Below are 17,517 nucleotides of genomic sequence, written 5' to 3' on the forward strand. Positions count from 1 at the left end.
CAATGTTTGTGCGCTTTTTAGCTTGTGCTTAAAACAAAGTATAGGTGACTTTAATTTTCTTCATCGATGGTCAGCAGAAGGTTGAGTAATTCGCCGTCTTCAAATTGCACGGGAATTTTGAATGCCTGTTTGAATCCGTAAAATTTGGTTTTTCCAGTAAGTACGGTTGGCGGAGAGATATCAAGGATCATCCCTTCTTTTTCAAGTATCGTACACAGATTGCCCGCAATCATATTGCCGAGCTCGCCTGTGAATGATTCAGCCATTTCCCCTTCGATATGCATGCCGAACATTGCCTGTCCGATTTTATCGATGATCTCGTTAGTCGGTTCTACAATCAAACGGCCTTTCATATTGCCGATCAAACCAATCAAGACACTGATTTCCCTCTGTTCATAAGGTTGCTGAATTAAAGCAGGTGAGAGAACCTGGAATTTTATAGGGATTACTGTTGTAAGCGAAGAAATGGTTGCATTTAATACTTTTTGCACATTTGTAGCAGTACTCATCTGTCGAAACACCCTTTCTAATAATTAATAGTAGTACAATCATATCACTAATGACGGCTAAAAGCCTATATAAAAATTTGTGAGGGTAGAAAAGAGGCTCATCACCAAAACATGTGCTTGACAGCATATTTCTGAGCAGTTTGAGATTTGAGTGTGATTGCGCAGTATAGGATGGTAAGTGGGAGGGTACCGTTTCCCTACGTTCCAGGCGGACGCGTTCCGGAGGGCCCTCGGTGAGCCAACTGGTCGCTTCGCTCCCTTTAGTTGTCTCATCCTATCGGGCTGATCCTCCGGGAGTCGCCGCCTTCCACTTCGGTACACTGGCTGGTGTTTCAATACTTTTTATGGGGTGGCAGTATGAACATACTATTTGGGACTATTACGATAGGTGAAGTATTTCATGCAATACTTATTATTCCACAAAGGCTAAGATTCTTTTGATCAATACGTTTACAAAGTTGAGAAACGAAAACACACCAACTTAACTCGCTACTCCGCAAAAAAGCAGCATGACATACATTCTCCAACACTAGCGAAGGCGCAACTGCGGGGTCGGCCGTTGCAGTGAGACTGCTGGCGCGCTCTTTGCCAGTAGGCTCACTGCGTAAGGCAATCCCCCAGCGCCGAAGCGGGTTTAAACTGCAGCATAATTTTCGCAATACATACACGATAAGTTGTCAAGAACCGATTTAGGTGAAGACCCAAAAAAGTTAACTTCTATTTAATTGTCCATTAATGGTATGATAGGGTGAGTTAAATTGAAAGGACGACGATTATGTCTACAAACCATGAATTTTTACAGCGATCTGCCACATACGGACAGATTTTCTCAACCAATGAAGATGATGAAAGAAAAACTAAAACCACTTTGCTTGCCAATAAAATCATATCGAAAGAATATACGATTGCCTTCGCCGGCCACTTTTCTGCCGGTAAATCTTCTACGATCAATGCACTGACCGGGGATGATTTGCTGCCTTCAAGTCCAATTCCTACAAGCGCGAATATCGTGAAAGTACATAAAGCAGATGAAGACTTCGCAATTATTCATCGTGTCGATGGAAGCGCGGTCAAATTCAGCGGTCATGGTTTCTCTGAAGCCGTGAAAGCGTTCAGTAAAGACGGAGCGGCGGTTTCATTAGTAGAAATCGGCCACACAGAATCGAATTTGCCTGAAGGTATTACCGTTATGGATACGCCGGGAGTGGATTCGACGGATGATGCACACCGATTGTCGACTGAATCCTCTTTGCACTTGGCAGACTTAGTATTTTATACGATGGATTATAACCATGTGCAGTCAGAAATGAATTTTCGTTTCACAAAAGAATTGATGCGTTATAACAGCAATGTATACTTAATTATCAATCAGATCGATAAGCACCGCGACAGCGAATTGTCATTCGGTGCATTTAAGCAGTCCGTCGAAGATTCTTTCAAATTATGGGGAGTGGAGCCAAAAGGGATTTTCTATACATCTCTGAAAGAACTTGATCACCCTCATAATGACTTTGCGAAAGTGAAGGCGATTGTTGACGGTTCGATTGAACACCGTGAAGAAAACTTTGAAGAAAATATCGATCAATCCTTGCGTAAATTGAAAGATGAGCATGTATCTTTCCTGAAGCAGCAAGTCAATGATGTCAAAGAAAATTATGCTGACACGGTAAACGAAAATGAATGGTCGCAGTATGAAGAGCTTAATCAAGATTTAAAAGAAGCGAAAAAGCGGATGGAGCTTTTATCAGGCGATGAATTTTATATCAACTTTGAAAAAGAGCGCAATGAATTATTGTCGAATGCCGGACTGGCACCATTTGAAACACGCGAGCTATTAAAGGATTATCTTGAAGCCAAGTCTCCGAAGTTTAAAGTAGGGCTTTTATTCGGCGCAAAAAAAACGCAGGAAGAACGGGATAGACGCCGTCAGAAGTTAGATGATAATATTTCAGGCCTTGCGCATACGCAAATTGAAATTTACATGAAATCTTTGATGAAAGAATCGTTGAAGCAAGCAGGGATTTTCACGGATGAACGCTCACTTGCAATTGACGCAATGGATTTGTCGCTGCCGTTTAATGAAGTGGACGAACAGCTGCATGTGGCAGAAATCATTACAGGCGAAACAATTCTCAATTATACTGAGCAAATGAAGCGGGCCATCCATCTGGTTTATAAGCGTAAAACAGATAAATGGAAAGAAGAAATGTCCGTCATCGCAAAATCAGCAGGAGGAGAACAATCTGGACCCCTGGCTGCGGTAATTGAGACGCTCCAGGAAAAAGTGGATGCTATCAAAGAAGTGAATAAATGGCAGGAACGCTTGGAGTGGGTGGATAAAGAAATTGATAACCCGTCTGCTCCGACAAGAATCGGCCGCGATCAATTGCTGGCGGAGTGGCAGAAACCGAAAGAAATTGAAACGGTGGATTATGTAGCAGATCAGCAAAAAGAAAAAGCGAATACAGAAGAGCAGGCAGAAGATCAGGAAGAAGAAGAGCGGCAATTCGTTGATGCGGAAAAAGCGATCGCATATGCTCAGCATATCGCCGACTCAGTTCATACCATTCCAGGGTTTGCCGAAACGGCAGCCTACTTACAGACGAAAGCTGCCCGCTTGAAAGGACAGGAGTTCACAGTCGCTCTGTTCGGTGCATTCAGTGCAGGGAAATCTTCTTTCTCAAACGCATTAATCGGTGAGAAAGTATTGCCGGTATCACCGAATCCGACGACTGCCGCAATCAACCGGATCCGTCCGGTGAGCGAAGAGCATCTGAATAATACAGCGGATATCCATTTGAAAGATGAGGCAACAATGACAAAGGATGTGGCGTTGTCATTTGAAGCGCTCGGCATCCGGATTGCAACGCTGGAAGAAGCATTTGCCAAAACGGATGAAGCGCTGAAACAGCCGCTTGAAGATGAGAATCTGCATATCCATAAATCGTTCATTCAGGCATTTAAAAAGGGTTATCCTGTTTATACTTCTGCACTCGGAACAACGTTGACAGTGGACCGCGAGGAATTCACGAAGTTTGTGGCGCAGGAAGACCGCAGCTGTTTCGTCGAGTCGATCGATTTCTTCTATGACAGCCCGCTGACACGCCACGGCATTACGCTGGTTGATACTCCGGGAGCGGACTCCATCAACGCGAGACATACCGATGTGGCGTTTGAATATATACGTAATGCCGATGCGATTTTATTCGTGACGTACTACAATCACGCGTTTGCCCGTGCAGACCGTGAATTCCTTATTCAGCTCGGCCGGGTGAAAGATGCATTTGAACTGGATAAGATGTTCTTTATCGTCAATGCGATCGACTTGGCTTCCAATGAAGAAGAAGGGGAAGAAGTGAAGAGCTTCGTGGCCGGCGAACTTCAGAAATTCGGCATCCGTAACCCGCGGGTTCATGGAATATCAAGCCTGGAAGCATTGGAAGGTAAATTATCCAATGAACCGAATCCGCTAATGCAGCATTTCGAAGAGAAATTTTACGCGTTTCTTGAACATGATTTGCGTGCGCAAGTTGTGCAAGCACTGGAAGAAGAGACAACGAAGACGGTCAGCCGTCTGGCATCACTGATTGACCGCACGATTCAGAACCGTTCACGCAAAGCGGAGAGACTGGAAGAGCTGGCTGCTGCTGAGCAGGCGATCAAACAGCGTTTTGAAAAGAATGCAAGTGAAGTATTGGTTAAAGCAACCCATGATGAATTAAGTGAACTTGTCTATTATATTCTGCAGCGGGTATTCCTGCGTTTCAGCGACTTCTTCAAGGAAGGCTACAGTCCTTCCACTTTCGCGAAGAACTCTACTGACAAGGCATTGAAAATCGCACTCGCTGAAACCGTTAATATGGTCGGATTTGATTTGTCACAGGAATTGAAAGTAACGAATTTACGGATCCTGCAGTATATGAAAAAGCAATTGCTGGAGCGTCAGCGAATGGAAGTCCGCGTACTTTCCGATATGGATCAATCCATCGTGCCTTCTCCGTATGAGCCAAACGATCAGGATATGTTGTCGTTTGAAACGCCGTATGAAGATCCGGGTGTATATAGTGCAGTGAATAAGTCATTCAAAAACCAAAAGACGTTTTTCGAGCGCGGGGACAGGGAAATACTTAGAGGACGCCTCGAAGATATATTGAAGAAAGATGCGTCAACTTATTTAGGCGAACAGAAGGAAAGAATTGAAAAATGGGCAGACCTGTGGATTGATGATGAAGCAGAAGCACTGCGCGTTCATTTATTGCAGGAAAGTCTTGTCCAGATTGAATCAGAGCGCACATTGCTTGATGGTTCGGAACAGCTTGAACAATGGCAGAGCATTTATGAAAAAATTCGTCAGGAGGAGCTGATTCAATAATGCAGGCATTTGTTTCTTTTGAAAAAGCGCAGACAGAAAATGCAAAATGGATCGATGCACGCTTTTCTCTTCAAAACAAGGATCTTGGAAAAGAAAAGTACAATGAAGAACATATTCAAAATGCAGTTCACTGGGATTTAGCCGATGATCTATCTGCAGAATCTGAAGGCGGCGGACGCCATCCGCTGCCTTCGAAAGAATGCCTGACCAAATTGTTCCGTACCAGTGGTTTGCAGCTGGAAGATACGATTCTGATTTATGATGAAGGCGGCAGCCCTTTTGCTGCACGTGCCTGGTGGATTCTGCAGTATGGCGGATTTACAAATGCCAGAATTTTAATTGAAGGCTATGAAGAGCTCAAGCAGAAAGGCGTGCCTGTCGATCATGAAACGTTCGTTTCACCTGCACAGTCGTCGGTTGAACCGGACTGGCAGGATCAGCTGTATGCAAGCAGACGTGAAGTGGAAGAGATAGCAGCTGGAAATGGACAGGCAATGCTCATCGACGCTCGTGCGCAAGAGCGTTACAGCGGTGAAAACGAACCGATTGATAAAAAGGCCGGTCATATTCCAACGGCACGTAACTTTGATTGGGAACAATTGAAATGCAATGGTCGTTATGATGTCCAGAACGCAGCCGGATCTCTGGAAAAGATAGCAAAGACGGAAGAGCCTGTTGTCGTCTATTGCGGAAGCGGTGTGACCGCCTCACCTTTATTTGCTGCGCTGACAGACTTAGGCTATTCCAATGTAAAGTTATATGTCGGCAGTTTCAGTGATTGGATTTCACAGGAAGATGCGCCGGTCGAAACGTCGAACTAACAGGAGCTGACCGAATTGCAGTATGCGTTACTCGGGGATATCCATTCCTCCCTTTTAGACCTGCACGCGGTGCTGGATCATATTTCTCGGGAAGCGCCGGATGCAAAATTGATCGGTACGGGTGATCTGTATGAGTGCACCGTCAGCAAAAAACATTTGACAGGACAGATTTATCCGTCTGTAGAAGACGTCATCAGACATCCGGATCGTTTGGATGATCTGCTCACTTTTCCCTCCATTTACGGCAATCAGGAAGAACGTATTCTATTGCTGACAGAACAAGCGGAATCATTGCGTGAAAAGCTGCAGAGCCTGCCGGAAACACTGGAAGCAGGAAAAGGAGTTGTCATCCATGGCCATCAATGGAAACCGGATGAAAAATCGGATTGGCTGAAGAATAATCTTCCTGCTGAGACGTTAGTGTTTCACGGTCATACACATCGCTCGGGCTATATGCAGAATGGTGTGGAGAAAGAGATTTCATTCGGGGCTGACATTTTGTTGTCGGGAGATGAGCAGATTGTCAATGTGGGTGCTGTAGTCGGGGCAAGGGAATGGGTATTGTACGATGAAAATAAAAACAGCATTCGATTTATGAAGGCATAGAAAAAAGCGAAGGGATTAGGATCCTTTCGCTTTTTTAGGTTAGATACTCTGAAAATAGTTCAGCCTTTAGACTTTTTTTGAACCTGAATTGCCTGCCTGGCCAGACTGTCGGCAGTACGGTTGCTGGAATCAGGGATCCACTTGATGAAGAATAAGTCGAAATGCTTTGCGAGCTTTAAAGCCTGCTGTAAAAACGGCGCATATTGCTCATTCTTAGTGAACTCTTTTTCCATCGACTGTACCACCACATTCGAATCAGAACGCACAGACACCATGCCGTCCGTAAATTTCACTGCTTCTTCAAGGCCTCTGACAAGCGCCTGGAACTCTGCACTGTGATTATTTGTAGGCTCGATCGCCTCGCTGATCCGCAAATCTTGGCCTTCCCCTTTAATATAAATACCGATCCCGCTTAAACCGGGATTTCCGGCACTGGCGCCATCTATGTAAACTTCCAGCAAAATCCTGGCCCTCCTCTCGTTTCATTCAGCAAAAGGTTGCAACTTGCAGCGGTCCCGCCTAAAATAGAAGGAAGAAAGGTGGGAGTTCTTTTCTGATGAATAAAGTAATGGTAATGAAAGATATTAATCAATTGCTCGATATATATTGTGAAGGATGTTACGTCAAAAAACAACTGATCAAAGAGCGGGGGAAGACTGGCGCCCATCAGTTTTGCATTTCTGAATGTACCATCGGTGAACAGCTGCAGTTTTTGGGGAGTGAAATCAATAAACTTGGGACTTCTCCCAAGTGAAAATACAGAAAAAGCATCCCACTTCTTACCAGAGGCGCGGATGCTTTATTTATCTTTAATAAGTAAAATTTCCGCTTTTGACGGAGTTCTTGTCTGCCGAGATGTTTTACATTTCTTCGTCGAGTGCTGATACATTTGCAGCCTGAGGACCCCGGTTTCCTTCAATTACTTCGAACGAAACAGTTTGACCTTCAGCAAGTGTCTTAAATCCATCTGTTGCAATTCCTGTGAAATGGACAAAAACATCTTCACCATCATCCGCTTCGATAAATCCATAACCTTTGTCACTGCTGAACCACTTCACCTTACCTTGGTACATGTAAATTCCTCCTCGGCAATTCAGAAATTCGTAGCGGCCATATGATCGCAGAGGCAAACTACAAAACGCCAAACTGCCTATATAGCTCCCTACACTATACATGAACGGTTTTATCACGTCAATAAAATGCAGAAACATTCTGAAGACTTTTTCCTCTAGTCAAATTATCCAGTAGAAAGTATTGGATTTTTTGCTGAGTCTCTCTATAATGAAGTAGTATTCATTTCATATTTTAGTATAATATAGGGAATCAGAAAAGGGGAAACGTCTAATGAAAATAGTCAAAATACTCACTCAGGTTGCGTTTCTTTATTTACTATTCCTGCTCGGAGATTTCTTGCGCTCCGTGCTTTCTATCCCGCTGCCGGGAAGTATTATCGGGCTCTTAATCCTTTGGACACTCCTGTCTTGTAAAATTATTCCGCTGGCCTGGGTTGAAAAAGGGGCATATGTCTTCCTGTCTACACTGCCGTTATATTTAATTCCGGCAACTGTAGGTGTCATGAATTACGGCTATATCTTTACCGGAAAAGGCATACTGCTCGTGATCATCACGATAGTCAGTACGATTATCACAATGGCCACAGCCAGCTGGGTAAGCCAGACGGTCGCAAAACGCAAGAGTAAAGAGGTGAAGGTCCTGTGAATGAATTAATACTCGCGCCGACGATGATTTTACTGACCATCATCCTCTATTTTTTTATGAACACTTTGTACGTACGCCTCCGGTCTCCTTTTTTGGTGCCGGTTCTGACAACGACGCTGGCTGTTGTAGCTGTGCTTACGCTATTCGGCACCTCCTATGAAACATACCTGATAGGCGGCCGGTGGATTGATGCATTTCTCGGTCCTGCAATCGTGTCGTTATGTATACCGCTATATAAACAGCGGGAATTGGTCCGTAAAAATGTGCTGCCGATCATCAGTGGAGTTCTAGCCGGAGGAGCAGTAGGAATGATCACGGGTGTACTGGCCGCCCGTGCGGCGGGTTTTTCGAAAGAACTTCTGGCGAGTATTCTGCCGAAATCCATCACTTCGCCAATCGCAATGCAAATCGCTGAAGAACTTGGCGGAATTCCATCTCTGGCAACCGTCTTTGTCATTATTGCAGGTTTGGCAGGAATTTTAATAGGTCCTCCTTTAAACCGCTGGCTGAAAATCGACACAGCACTTGGACAGGGGCTGGGGCTTGGGGTTGCGGCTCACGCCATCGGGACATCAAAAGCGCTTGAATACGGTGAACAGGAAGCTTCTATGAGCTCGGTTGCGATGACGTTATCCGCCATCGTAGGCGCATTGATCGGACCCTTATTCGGTATCTGGCTGTTCCCATAACTATGCAGGATTCCTATTCTACTAGGAATCCTGCTTTTTTTAATGCTTTTTCTGCTTCTGCAAGCTGTTCTTTGCGGGGAGCAGAAATAGTGTGAAGATGGACACCGCTGTCATCTAGATTCAGCAGATACGGTGCATTGGATTTTTTGATCTGCTGAATGAACGCCTTTACTTCCTGGCGGTTGCTCACCATGATGGAAGCACGGACATCCCCATATACCGAATGTTCCACCCGTACATCTTTCACCGTCACCCCATGATCGACGAGAATATGGAGTTCTTCTTCCGTCTCTTCGGGCAGATGCCGGCAAACAATAATTTTTTCAAATTCATCTTCCGCGGGAGATGCCGTGTACAGATAACCTTGATTGGTTGCGATGATCGGCTCGTTTTTTGCTTTCAATAAATTAACATCACTGACGATTACCTGACGGCTGACGTTTGTCATTATGCCTAAATCCCGTCCAGTGACCGGATGTCCTGCGTTTTGCAGTGTTTTGAGTATCAGAGCCCTCCGTTCTTCCCCCAGTACTTTTTCTTTATTCTGCATAGTAATCACCTGCTGTCTAAATGATAGTAGCCATCCGTTGATCCTTATTTTGCTCTTTAGCGATTTCAACCAGACAGCCTGCGAGCTGTTCAACGGTCTCCAGAGTAGAAGACCGTCCGAATGAAATCCGTAAAAAACCTTTGGCTTCGTCGTCCGGAATCTGCATTGCACTCATCGTCATGGAAGAATGCTGCTGTCCCACTTTGCACGCACTGCCTGTCGAAACGGCAAAACCGCGTCTGTTTAATTCTAACATAATGAACTGGCCTTCTGAACGTTTGACACGCAGACCGATAATTTGCGGCAGCTGCTTAGTCTTGTGATGGGTGCCGTAAAAGGTAAAAAGTTCAGGATAAGGCGCGAGTAGTTGGAAAAAGGAGTTTCGCAGCAAACAGTAACGTGCTGCATCATCATGGCGTTCCGCTATTTCTGCAGCAGTCACAAAAGCAGCAATCCCGGGAACATTCACTGTACCGCCGCGCAGTCCCTTTTCATGCACAGCTCCCGGAAAAAGCGGTACGGTACGCAGCCGGGGAGCGATATATAAGGCCCCGACTCCTTTAGGTCCATAAACTTTATGACTGGAAAGTGAAAGGCTGTCCAGATAAGGAGTGATTTCGCGAATCGGCAGTTTTCCGAATGACTGTACGCAGTCGCTATGCAGAAGAATGCCTTTAGGCCTTACTGCATCAGATATTTTTCGAATGGGCTGGATCGTGCCGATTTCTGGATTGCAGTGCTGTACGGACACCATAATGGTCTGATCAGTAATCGCTTCATTCAGTTTTTTTATGTCGAGGAAACCCTCCGCATTATAGGGGACAAGCGTAATTTGAAATCCTCGTTCTTCCAAATAGGCAGCTGCCGAATGAACAGAAGGGTGCTCGGCGGCAGACAGAATGAGGTGATTTCCTTTTCGCCGTGCGGACTGTGCAAGGGAAATTAATGCGAGCGAGTTGCTCTCCGTCCCTCCCGAAGTAAAGTAGATTCCTTCCGTATGTACACCGAGAAGTTCAGCCAGTCTTTGCCGGCAATGTCCCAGAACATTCTGTGCAATGCCGCCAGCATCATGCAGGCTTGTCGTATTGCCGAAATGTGTCCGTGAAGTTTCTATGTAGACATCGGCTGCGTCTGGATCCAATGGCGTTGTTGCTGCGTAATCGAAATAGTGCAAATGAAGACCCTCCCTCTGTAAATTGTCTCTTCATCTTGTCATAGAATGATAAATATGTAAAGATAGGTGTAAAGACAGTCAAAGAGAATACTACAGCTGGGAGAATGAATATGAATAAAATAAAACTGCAATCAATGCTCAGTAATTTTTTTGAGGAAGACATTGGGGATGGAGATTTATCAGCGGGCACACTGTTTCCGGCTGACGCAACAGGTGAGATGCATATTCTGGCCAGAGAACGGGGGATATTTTGCGGCACGGATATTATACAGCAGGGGTTTCATTTGCTGAATCCATCTGTAGAAGTCATGTGTTTAGTCGAGGACGGCGAAGAGATGGAAGACAGGCAGCTGCTGGCGAAGGTCAGCGGGCCGGTTCGTGACCTGCTGGCTGCCGAGCGAGTCATCCTGAACTGCATTCAAAGAATGAGTGCGATTGCTTCACAGACAGCGTTTTTGGTGAGTCTGCTCGACGGGTCAGGAACCAGAATTTGTGATACCAGAAAGACGGCACCCGGTTTGCGAATGCTCGATAAATATGCCGTCCGCGCAGGTGGGGGATTCAATCATCGCTGCGGTTTATATGATGCAGTTATGCTGAAAGATAATCACCTGGCTTATGCCGGTTCCATCTCTAAAGCAGTCGGACAGCTCCGCAGCCGCCTGGGTCATACAGTAAAAATCGAAGTGGAAATTGAATCACGTGAGCAATTAGAAGAAGCTGTCCAGGCAGGTGCGGACATTATTATGTTTGACAACCGGACGCCGGCTGAGATAAAGGAGTGGCTTCCGATTGTGCCGATGCACATCATTACGGAAGCTTCCGGAATGATTACAGAAGAAAATCTTGCGTCCTATGGCCATACGGGAATCAACTATATATCGGTCGGTGCCCTGACGCATTCGGTAATCGCAAAAGATATCAGTGCTAATATACATATTCGAAAGCAGGAGGATGAATGATAATGTCGATTTTAGATATGGTAAAAGGACGGCCAGACGCTATGCTGCCCGAAAAATACAAAACAATGTCCACAGAGGAAATGGAAAAGAGAATACGTCGTATTAAACAATCACTCGGTACAAAACTTTTCATACCGGGTCATCATTACCAGAAAAATGAAGTCATACAATTTGCAGATGCGACAGGAGATTCACTGCAGCTTGCACAAATTTGTGCTGCTAATGAACAAGCAGAACACATCGTTTTTTGCGGTGTGCATTTCATGGCGGAAACAGCGGATATCTTAACGACTGATGATCAAACAGTCTATCTGCCGGATATGCGGGCAGGCTGTTCCATGGCGGATATGGCGGATATTTTCCAAACAGAACGAGCGTGGATAGACTTGCAGGAACGGTTTGGAGATACCATTCTCCCCCTGACCTATGTCAATTCAACAGCCGCAATCAAAGCGTTTGTCGGACGTCATCACGGGGCAACCGTCACCTCATCAAACGCGAGGGAAATCGTTGAATGGGCTTTCACGCAGAAAAAACGTATCCTGTTTTTGCCTGATCAGCATTTAGGACGCAATACAGCGTTTGATCTGGGAATCCCGCTTACGCACATGGCGGTCTGGAACCCTATTTCCGATACACTCGAGTATGACGGAACAGACAAGGACTGTCAGGTGATTTTATGGAAAGGGCATTGTTCTGTGCATGAAAATTTCACGGTGGAAAATATCCGTCAAATACGTGAAAACGAACCGGACCGCCGCATCATCGTACATCCTGAATGCACGCATGAGGTAGTGAGGAAATCGGATGACAATGGTTCAACTAAATATATTATTGAACAAATTACGGCAGGAGCGCCGGGAACCAAGTGGGCAATCGGTACGGAGATGAACTTGGTTAACCGTTTGATCGAGAACCATCCGGAACAAGATATCATTTCACTGAATCCATTGATGTGTCCTTGTCTGACGATGAATCGCATCGATCTGCCGCATCTATTGTGGTGCCTGGAAAATATTGTAGAAGGAATCGCTCAAAACGTCATTACAGTGGACGAGGCAACTTCCTCTGAAGCTGTTTCAGCGCTTGACCGGATGCTGGAAAGCGTTTGAAATTATCAGAATGCACTTGACAATCACGCCGGATATTGTATGATGGTTGAAAATGAATGTTGAACGAAGATGAAGGACCAGTAGACAAAATACGTGTGCAAGAGAGCGGAAACCGGCGGCTGAAAGTTTCTGTCACATTGTATTTGCCGAACCTGCCTTCGGAGTCCTATGTAAACATAGGCGCGCACCCCGGCGTTATGGGGAAAGCGGGATTCATAGTATGGATCCAATGATGGTGGCACCGCGGAAGCTAAGTCCTTTCGTCCTGATATTACAGGACGACTGGGCTTTTTTATATGAATTCAGCAAAAATCTGCTGAATTCATATAAAAAGCCTCCGGCGGATGTCATGGATTTTGCAAGGAGTTAATCGAGCGGGCTCGATTCAAAATCCAGACGCAATCACTCCAAGGCGTGATTGATATATATCTAAAGCGAAAAGCGCCGTTTAGCCTCGACAGGCGTTGAAGGGTTTAAAAATAAAGGCGTCCTTTGCCTTTATCTTTAAAACCGAAACGACCCGAGAGGCTGGCGCTTGCAGCTGGATGTATCTAAAGCGGAAAGCGCCGTTTGGCCTCATCAAACGTCAAAAAGTGTAAAATAGATGAATCATCAGTGGAAATATAGAAACGGCAGGCGAATGAAAAATGAAAAAACAGCGGATTGTAGTGAAGATTGGAAGCAGTTCTTTAACGAATGACAACGGGGAAATCGACCAAATAAAGTTTAATGACCATGTGGATGCACTGGCAATGCTGAAAAATGCCGGGCATGAAGTCATTGTCGTGTCGTCAGGTGCCGTTGCAGCAGGTTTTGCCAGATTAGGCTATCCGTCCCGTCCTGTTACGATCAAAGGAAGACAGGCTGCGGCTGCAGTCGGCCAGAGTCTGCTGATCCAGTCTTATATTGAACGGTTCAGCGAACATGGTGTCGTTCCTGCACAAATTCTGCTGACCAGACAGGACTTCTCCAACCGCGATCGCTACCGCAATGCGTTCGCCACAATGTCGGAACTGTTGGAACGGGGCATCGTGCCGATCATCAATGAAAACGACACCGTATCGATTGACGAATTAACTTTCGGTGATAATGATATGCTGTCTGCACTTGTCAGTGGTTTTTTGCATGCCGACCAATTAATTATTTTAACGGATGTCAATGGAATCTATACGAGCAACCCGAGAAAAGATCCGGATGCCGTACGGCTGACAGAATTGAATGAAATAACAGATGAGCTTCTTGGCGGAACGGATGACCTTGGTTCTAAAGTTGGTACCGGCGGCATGCGTTCGAAGCTGCTCGCTGCCAAGACGGCGCATACGCTGGCTGTCCCTGTTTTCATTGGAACAGGAAAAGGTTCTTCTAAGCTATTGGATATTTTGCAGGGACTAGGCGATGGAACCTATATTTCCAGTCCTCTCAACCAAGGCATTAATACAAAGCGCCAGTGGATTGCGCTGCATTCAGAATCCACGGGTCGTTTATATGTAGATAAAGGTGCGGAGAAGGCAGTTTTGTATAACGGTCGCAGTCTTCTGCCGGCAGGCGTCTTTAAAGTGAAGGGCGATTTTGAAGCAGGAGAAGTGGTGGAGGTATATGGCGTGGAAGGTTTAATCGGGAGAGGCGAAGTTACCTATTCTTCCGCGCAATTGCGTGAGTTATTGGCAGAACGCGGTATGAATCCGGAGCTGTGTGCGCCGATGATTGAAGTGATTCATCGCGACCGCTGGGTTGAAGTCAATTAAAAGGAGAGATCGATGATGAGTGAGATCAAGAGAAAAGGAAAAGCCGCGAAAGATGCAAGTTATGCGTTGAATACGGCTACAACAGAAGAGAAAAATGAAGCGCTGAAACTGATTGCCGATCAGCTGCTTGAAGAAACAGATCATTTATTGACTGAGAATAAGAAAGATATTACAGAAGGACGTAATAATGGGATTGAAGCAGCTGTCCTTGATCGAATTTTATTGACGGAAGATCGGATAGAAGCGATGGCGGAAGGTGTACGTCTGCTGATTGACCTGAAAGATCCGATAGGTGAAACATTGGAAGAAATCAACAAGGAAAACGGTTTGCATATCATCAAAAAACGTGTGCCGATCGGCGTCATTGCAATGATTTATGAAGCGCGTCCGAATGTGACGATCGACGCTGCCTCACTGGCTCTGAAAACAGGAAATGCCATGGTGCTTCGCGGCAGTTCGTCTGCGAAATATTCTAATTTGGCACTGTGGCACGTTATTCAGAGGGCATTAGAGAAAAGTGCACTGCCTGTGGATTCTGTCCAGTTAATTGAAGATACGAGCCGGGAAACTGCGAAAGAATTGTTTACTCTGAATGAATATTTAGATGTGCTTATTCCACGAGGCGGCGCAAAATTAATTCAAACGGTCATCCGTGAATCAACAGTGCCAGTCATTGAAACAGGTGCAGGAAACTGTCATTTATTCATTGATGAATCGGCAGATATGCAGATGGCGATTGATGTAGTCGTAAATGCAAAAACACACCGCCCGTCCGTATGTAATGCAATTGAAACCGTCCTGATCGATAACCAGTGGCTGCAGAAAAATGGTGAAAAATTAATCAGCACATTGCGCAGCCATAAAGTTCAGCTGCTGGGAGATGACAGAATTCATCAGTTTGATTCGTCAATTCCACAAGTTGAACAGGATGACTGGTCGAGCGAGTTCCTTGATTTGACGCTGCGCATGAAAGCGGTGGATAATTTGGAAGAAGCATTGCAGCATATTCAGCAGTACAGCACGAAGCATTCGGAAGGGATCATTACGCAGAATGATGCAAATGCAGAGAAATTCTTAAACAGTGTGGATGCTGCGGCTGTCTATGTGAACGCCTCGACTCGTTTTACCGATGGATTTGAATTCGGCTATGGCGCAGAAATCGGCATCAGTACGCAAAAGCTGCATGCGCGCGGACCGATGGGGCTCGAAGCATTGACTTCATCTAAATTTGTAATTAGAGGGACTGGCCAGATCAGATAATCTAGGAGGATGTTACGATGACAGCAAAGAATCAGATTGCGATTAAGAAAACAACCAAACCAAAAGAGAAGCCGGCAGCGGATCAGCTGGCGTTCGGAACCGTATTTACTGACCATATGTTTGTCATGGACTATACAGACGGCACAGGCTGGCATGATGCGCGCATCGTGCCGTATGAGCCGTTCCTGCTTGATCCTGCAGCAATTGTTCTGCATTACGGACAGACGGTATTCGAAGGATTAAAAGCTTATTTGACAGACGATCAGGAAGTGGTGCTGTTCCGCCCTGAAGAGAATATGAAGCGACTGAACCGTTCCAATGACAGACTGTGCATGCCGCAGTTTGATGAAGAGTTTGTGCTGGAGGCAATGAAAGAATTAGTGTCGACTGATAAAGAGTGGATTCCAAGCAAAGAAGGGACGTCGCTATACATCCGTCCGTATATTTTTGCGACACAGGCATATTTAGGAGTCGCGCCATCTAAGACATACCGGATGATGATCATTCTTTCGCCGGTTGGTGCCTACTATAAAGAAGGTATGAATCCTGTCAAAATTGCAGTAGAATCGGAGTTTGTCCGTGCAGCAGTAGGCGGGACAGGCAGTGCGAAAACAGCCGGAAACTACGCGGGCTCTATGAAAGCGCAGGAAGTGGCGGAAGCAGGCGGTTATTCGCAAGTGCTCTGGCTGGATGCAAAAGAGCATCAGTTTATCGAAGAAGTCGGCGCGATGAATGTCTTCTTTAAAATTAACGGCGAAGTCATTACACCGAGCCTGAACGGCAGTATCCTGGAAGGGATCACCCGTAAATCTGTTATCGAATTGCTGAAGTCGTGGGATATTCCTGTCATTGAACGCAAAATCTCGATTCAAGAGATTTTCGATGCGAATGAAGCCGGGACGCTCGAAGAAGCATTCGGCACAGGCACAGCAGCTGTTATTTCGCCGATGGGTGAGTTATTCTGGGGCGGTAAAAAATGTGAAATCAATGGCGGCGAGATTGGTGAGCTTTCATTAAAACTGTACGATACAATCACCGGCATCCAAACAGGTAAAAAAGAGGATCCGTTTGGCTGGATTGTTAAGGTAGACTAATCCAGAATTTGAAAGCATGGCTGAAACAACGAAACATTCGTGACAACTCCGCTTCTGTGCAGTACACTGTAAATAGTTTTGATTGAAGGGGAGTTTCTTGATGAACAAACGAATTATTGTTCTTTTCCTTGCAGTCATCGTGCTGGCGATGGCGGGATGCGGAAAAACTTCTTCCGCGCCATCCAGTGCGGAGGATTTGCTGAAAAAAGCGGATCAGGCAATGAAAGACTTACAATCGGTACATACAAGCATCGTCTTTGATGAAAGCAGCGTGACTTCTGAACCTGTAGAACGCAGCAGTAAAAAACTGCATATTCAGTCGAATGTTGAATTGGATCCGGTGAAAGTGTCCGAGGAAATCGTCTTGCAGATTCCAAAGCAGCAAGCGAAGAACCTGAAAATCTTCAGGCAGGACGAGCAGCTGGCGATTAAAGAAGAAGACGGCGAGTGGCAGAAGATGACGGACGATGAGCGCATCGAATTGCTGGATGTGTGGGTGCCATTTACGGCACCCGTCATGGATTTGTCGTTATTGGAACCATTCGTGAAAGACGCAGAGCTTGAAAAGATCGATTACGGCTATGCACTGCAATTTTCTTTGCCGCCTGCAGATTATCGTAAATTTATCGAACAAGTAGCAGTCAACAGCCCGAATCCTGAAGAATTCATCCACACCCATACTGGTTTTCCTGTGCTGGATAAAATGGATATCGAGCTGACAGTTAATGAAAAAACTTTTTTCGTCACGGGTATGAAGCTGTCGGCAAACGTCACAAGCTATTTTGAACGTGACTATGTCCGTTATAAGCAGAAACTGGACGTTACTTACAGTTATTTCAATGATATTGATCCGATTCAGACACCTGCTGGGGTGCTGAATTAATAGAACCCGTGGCGGCTTCGG

At 45.6% G+C, this 17,517-nt stretch carries 18 protein-coding genes; 13 read left to right on the forward strand and 5 right to left on the reverse strand.

Annotated features, from left to right (window positions below; all coding sequences use genetic code 11):
• Positions 1-50 precede the first annotated feature (50 nt).
• Complete coding sequence (locus NCCP2331_RS16900) at positions 51-509, reverse strand: chemotaxis protein CheX (protein WP_153720226.1); 459 nt, start codon at positions 507-509, stop codon at positions 51-53.
• Between the two features lie 775 nt (positions 510-1,284).
• On the opposite strand from NCCP2331_RS16900, the gene NCCP2331_RS16905 reads away from it, so the two are divergent.
• From NCCP2331_RS16905 to NCCP2331_RS16915, 3 genes are read left to right on the forward strand one after another with little or no spacing between them, the layout of a single operon-like run.
• The gene (locus tag NCCP2331_RS16905) at positions 1,285-4,881 is read left to right on the forward strand and encodes a dynamin family protein (protein WP_251671922.1); all 3,597 of its coding nucleotides are present in this window, start codon (positions 1,285-1,287) and stop codon (positions 4,879-4,881) included.
• Entirely contained in the window at positions 4,881-5,702 is an 822-nt protein-coding gene (locus NCCP2331_RS16910; protein WP_228551151.1) for a sulfurtransferase, read from the forward strand. Before NCCP2331_RS16905 ends, NCCP2331_RS16910 begins: the two co-directional genes overlap by 1 nt.
• Positions 5,703-5,717: 15 nt before the next feature.
• A complete protein-coding gene (locus NCCP2331_RS16915) occupies positions 5,718-6,308 on the forward strand; it encodes a metallophosphoesterase family protein (protein ID WP_194841220.1) in 591 nt (196 codons plus the stop codon).
• A 59-nt stretch (positions 6,309-6,367) separates the two neighbouring features.
• On the opposite strand, the gene NCCP2331_RS16920 is transcribed toward NCCP2331_RS16915, so the two are convergent.
• The gene (locus NCCP2331_RS16920) at positions 6,368-6,769 is read right to left on the reverse strand and encodes a reverse transcriptase-like protein (RefSeq protein WP_153723552.1); all 402 of its coding nucleotides are present in this window, start codon (positions 6,767-6,769) and stop codon (positions 6,368-6,370) included.
• A gap of 95 nt (positions 6,770-6,864) precedes the next feature.
• Here NCCP2331_RS16920 and NCCP2331_RS16925 point away from each other — a divergent pair, with 95 nt between their 5' ends.
• Positions 6,865-7,062 carry a zinc-finger domain-containing protein gene (locus NCCP2331_RS16925; protein WP_153723551.1) on the forward strand — a complete coding sequence of 66 codons (198 nt, stop codon included), beginning with the start codon at positions 6,865-6,867 and terminating at the stop codon, positions 7,060-7,062.
• A 106-nt stretch (positions 7,063-7,168) separates the two neighbouring features.
• On the opposite strand, the gene NCCP2331_RS16930 is transcribed toward NCCP2331_RS16925, so the two are convergent.
• Positions 7,169-7,381: a cold-shock protein gene (locus tag NCCP2331_RS16930; RefSeq protein WP_153723550.1), complete on the reverse strand. Its 213-nt coding sequence runs from the start codon at positions 7,379-7,381 to the stop codon at positions 7,169-7,171.
• 271 nt (positions 7,382-7,652) lie between these two features.
• Here NCCP2331_RS16930 and NCCP2331_RS16935 point away from each other — a divergent pair, with 271 nt between their 5' ends.
• Both NCCP2331_RS16935 and NCCP2331_RS16940 read left to right on the forward strand, forming a co-directional pair.
• Entirely contained in the window at positions 7,653-8,027 is a 375-nt protein-coding gene (locus NCCP2331_RS16935) for a CidA/LrgA family holin-like protein (protein ID WP_153723549.1), read from the forward strand.
• Positions 8,024-8,716: an LrgB family protein gene (locus NCCP2331_RS16940; protein WP_153723548.1), complete on the forward strand. Its 693-nt coding sequence runs from the start codon at positions 8,024-8,026 to the stop codon at positions 8,714-8,716. The genes NCCP2331_RS16935 and NCCP2331_RS16940 overlap by 4 nt, the downstream gene beginning before the upstream one ends.
• A 13-nt stretch (positions 8,717-8,729) precedes the next feature.
• Here the strand turns inward: NCCP2331_RS16940 and NCCP2331_RS16945 are convergent, their stop codons facing one another.
• Positions 8,730-9,266 carry a transcription repressor NadR gene (locus tag NCCP2331_RS16945; protein ID WP_251671923.1) on the reverse strand — a complete coding sequence of 179 codons (537 nt, stop codon included), beginning with the start codon at positions 9,264-9,266 and terminating at the stop codon, positions 8,730-8,732.
• A gap of 16 nt (positions 9,267-9,282) precedes the next feature.
• The gene (locus NCCP2331_RS16950; protein ID WP_251671924.1) at positions 9,283-10,440 is read right to left on the reverse strand and encodes an IscS subfamily cysteine desulfurase; all 1,158 of its coding nucleotides are present in this window, start codon (positions 10,438-10,440) and stop codon (positions 9,283-9,285) included.
• A 110-nt stretch (positions 10,441-10,550) separates the two neighbouring features.
• Here NCCP2331_RS16950 and nadC point away from each other — a divergent pair, with 110 nt between their 5' ends.
• From nadC to NCCP2331_RS16985, 7 genes are all read left to right on the forward strand, one after another.
• On the forward strand, positions 10,551-11,402 hold the full coding sequence (gene nadC, locus NCCP2331_RS16955; RefSeq protein WP_251671925.1) for a carboxylating nicotinate-nucleotide diphosphorylase: 852 nt from the start codon (positions 10,551-10,553) through the stop codon (positions 11,400-11,402).
• Between the two features lie 2 nt (positions 11,403-11,404).
• The gene (gene nadA, locus NCCP2331_RS16960) at positions 11,405-12,514 is read left to right on the forward strand and encodes a quinolinate synthase NadA (protein WP_251671926.1); all 1,110 of its coding nucleotides are present in this window, start codon (positions 11,405-11,407) and stop codon (positions 12,512-12,514) included.
• A 56-nt stretch (positions 12,515-12,570) separates the two neighbouring features.
• Complete coding sequence (locus tag NCCP2331_RS16965; RefSeq protein ID WP_153723543.1) at positions 12,571-12,747, forward strand: hypothetical protein; 177 nt, start codon at positions 12,571-12,573, stop codon at positions 12,745-12,747.
• A gap of 414 nt (positions 12,748-13,161) precedes the next feature.
• A complete protein-coding gene (proB, locus tag NCCP2331_RS16970; RefSeq protein ID WP_251671927.1) occupies positions 13,162-14,259 on the forward strand; it encodes a glutamate 5-kinase in 1,098 nt (365 codons plus the stop codon).
• Between the two features lie 15 nt (positions 14,260-14,274).
• Complete coding sequence (locus NCCP2331_RS16975) at positions 14,275-15,519, forward strand: glutamate-5-semialdehyde dehydrogenase (RefSeq protein WP_251671930.1); 1,245 nt, start codon at positions 14,275-14,277, stop codon at positions 15,517-15,519.
• A 17-nt stretch (positions 15,520-15,536) separates the two neighbouring features.
• Positions 15,537-16,613, forward strand: a complete 1,077-nt coding sequence (locus NCCP2331_RS16980) for a branched-chain amino acid aminotransferase (protein ID WP_251671928.1) — start codon at positions 15,537-15,539, stop codon at positions 16,611-16,613.
• A 100-nt stretch (positions 16,614-16,713) separates the two neighbouring features.
• Positions 16,714-17,496 carry a DUF6612 family protein gene (locus tag NCCP2331_RS16985; RefSeq protein ID WP_251671929.1) on the forward strand — a complete coding sequence of 261 codons (783 nt, stop codon included), beginning with the start codon at positions 16,714-16,716 and terminating at the stop codon, positions 17,494-17,496.
• The last annotated feature ends 21 nt before the right edge of the window (positions 17,497-17,517 follow it).

The organism is Sporosarcina sp. NCCP-2331 (assembly GCF_023707945.1).
Lineage (GTDB): Bacteria > Bacillota > Bacilli > Bacillales_A > Planococcaceae > Sporosarcina > Sporosarcina cascadiensis.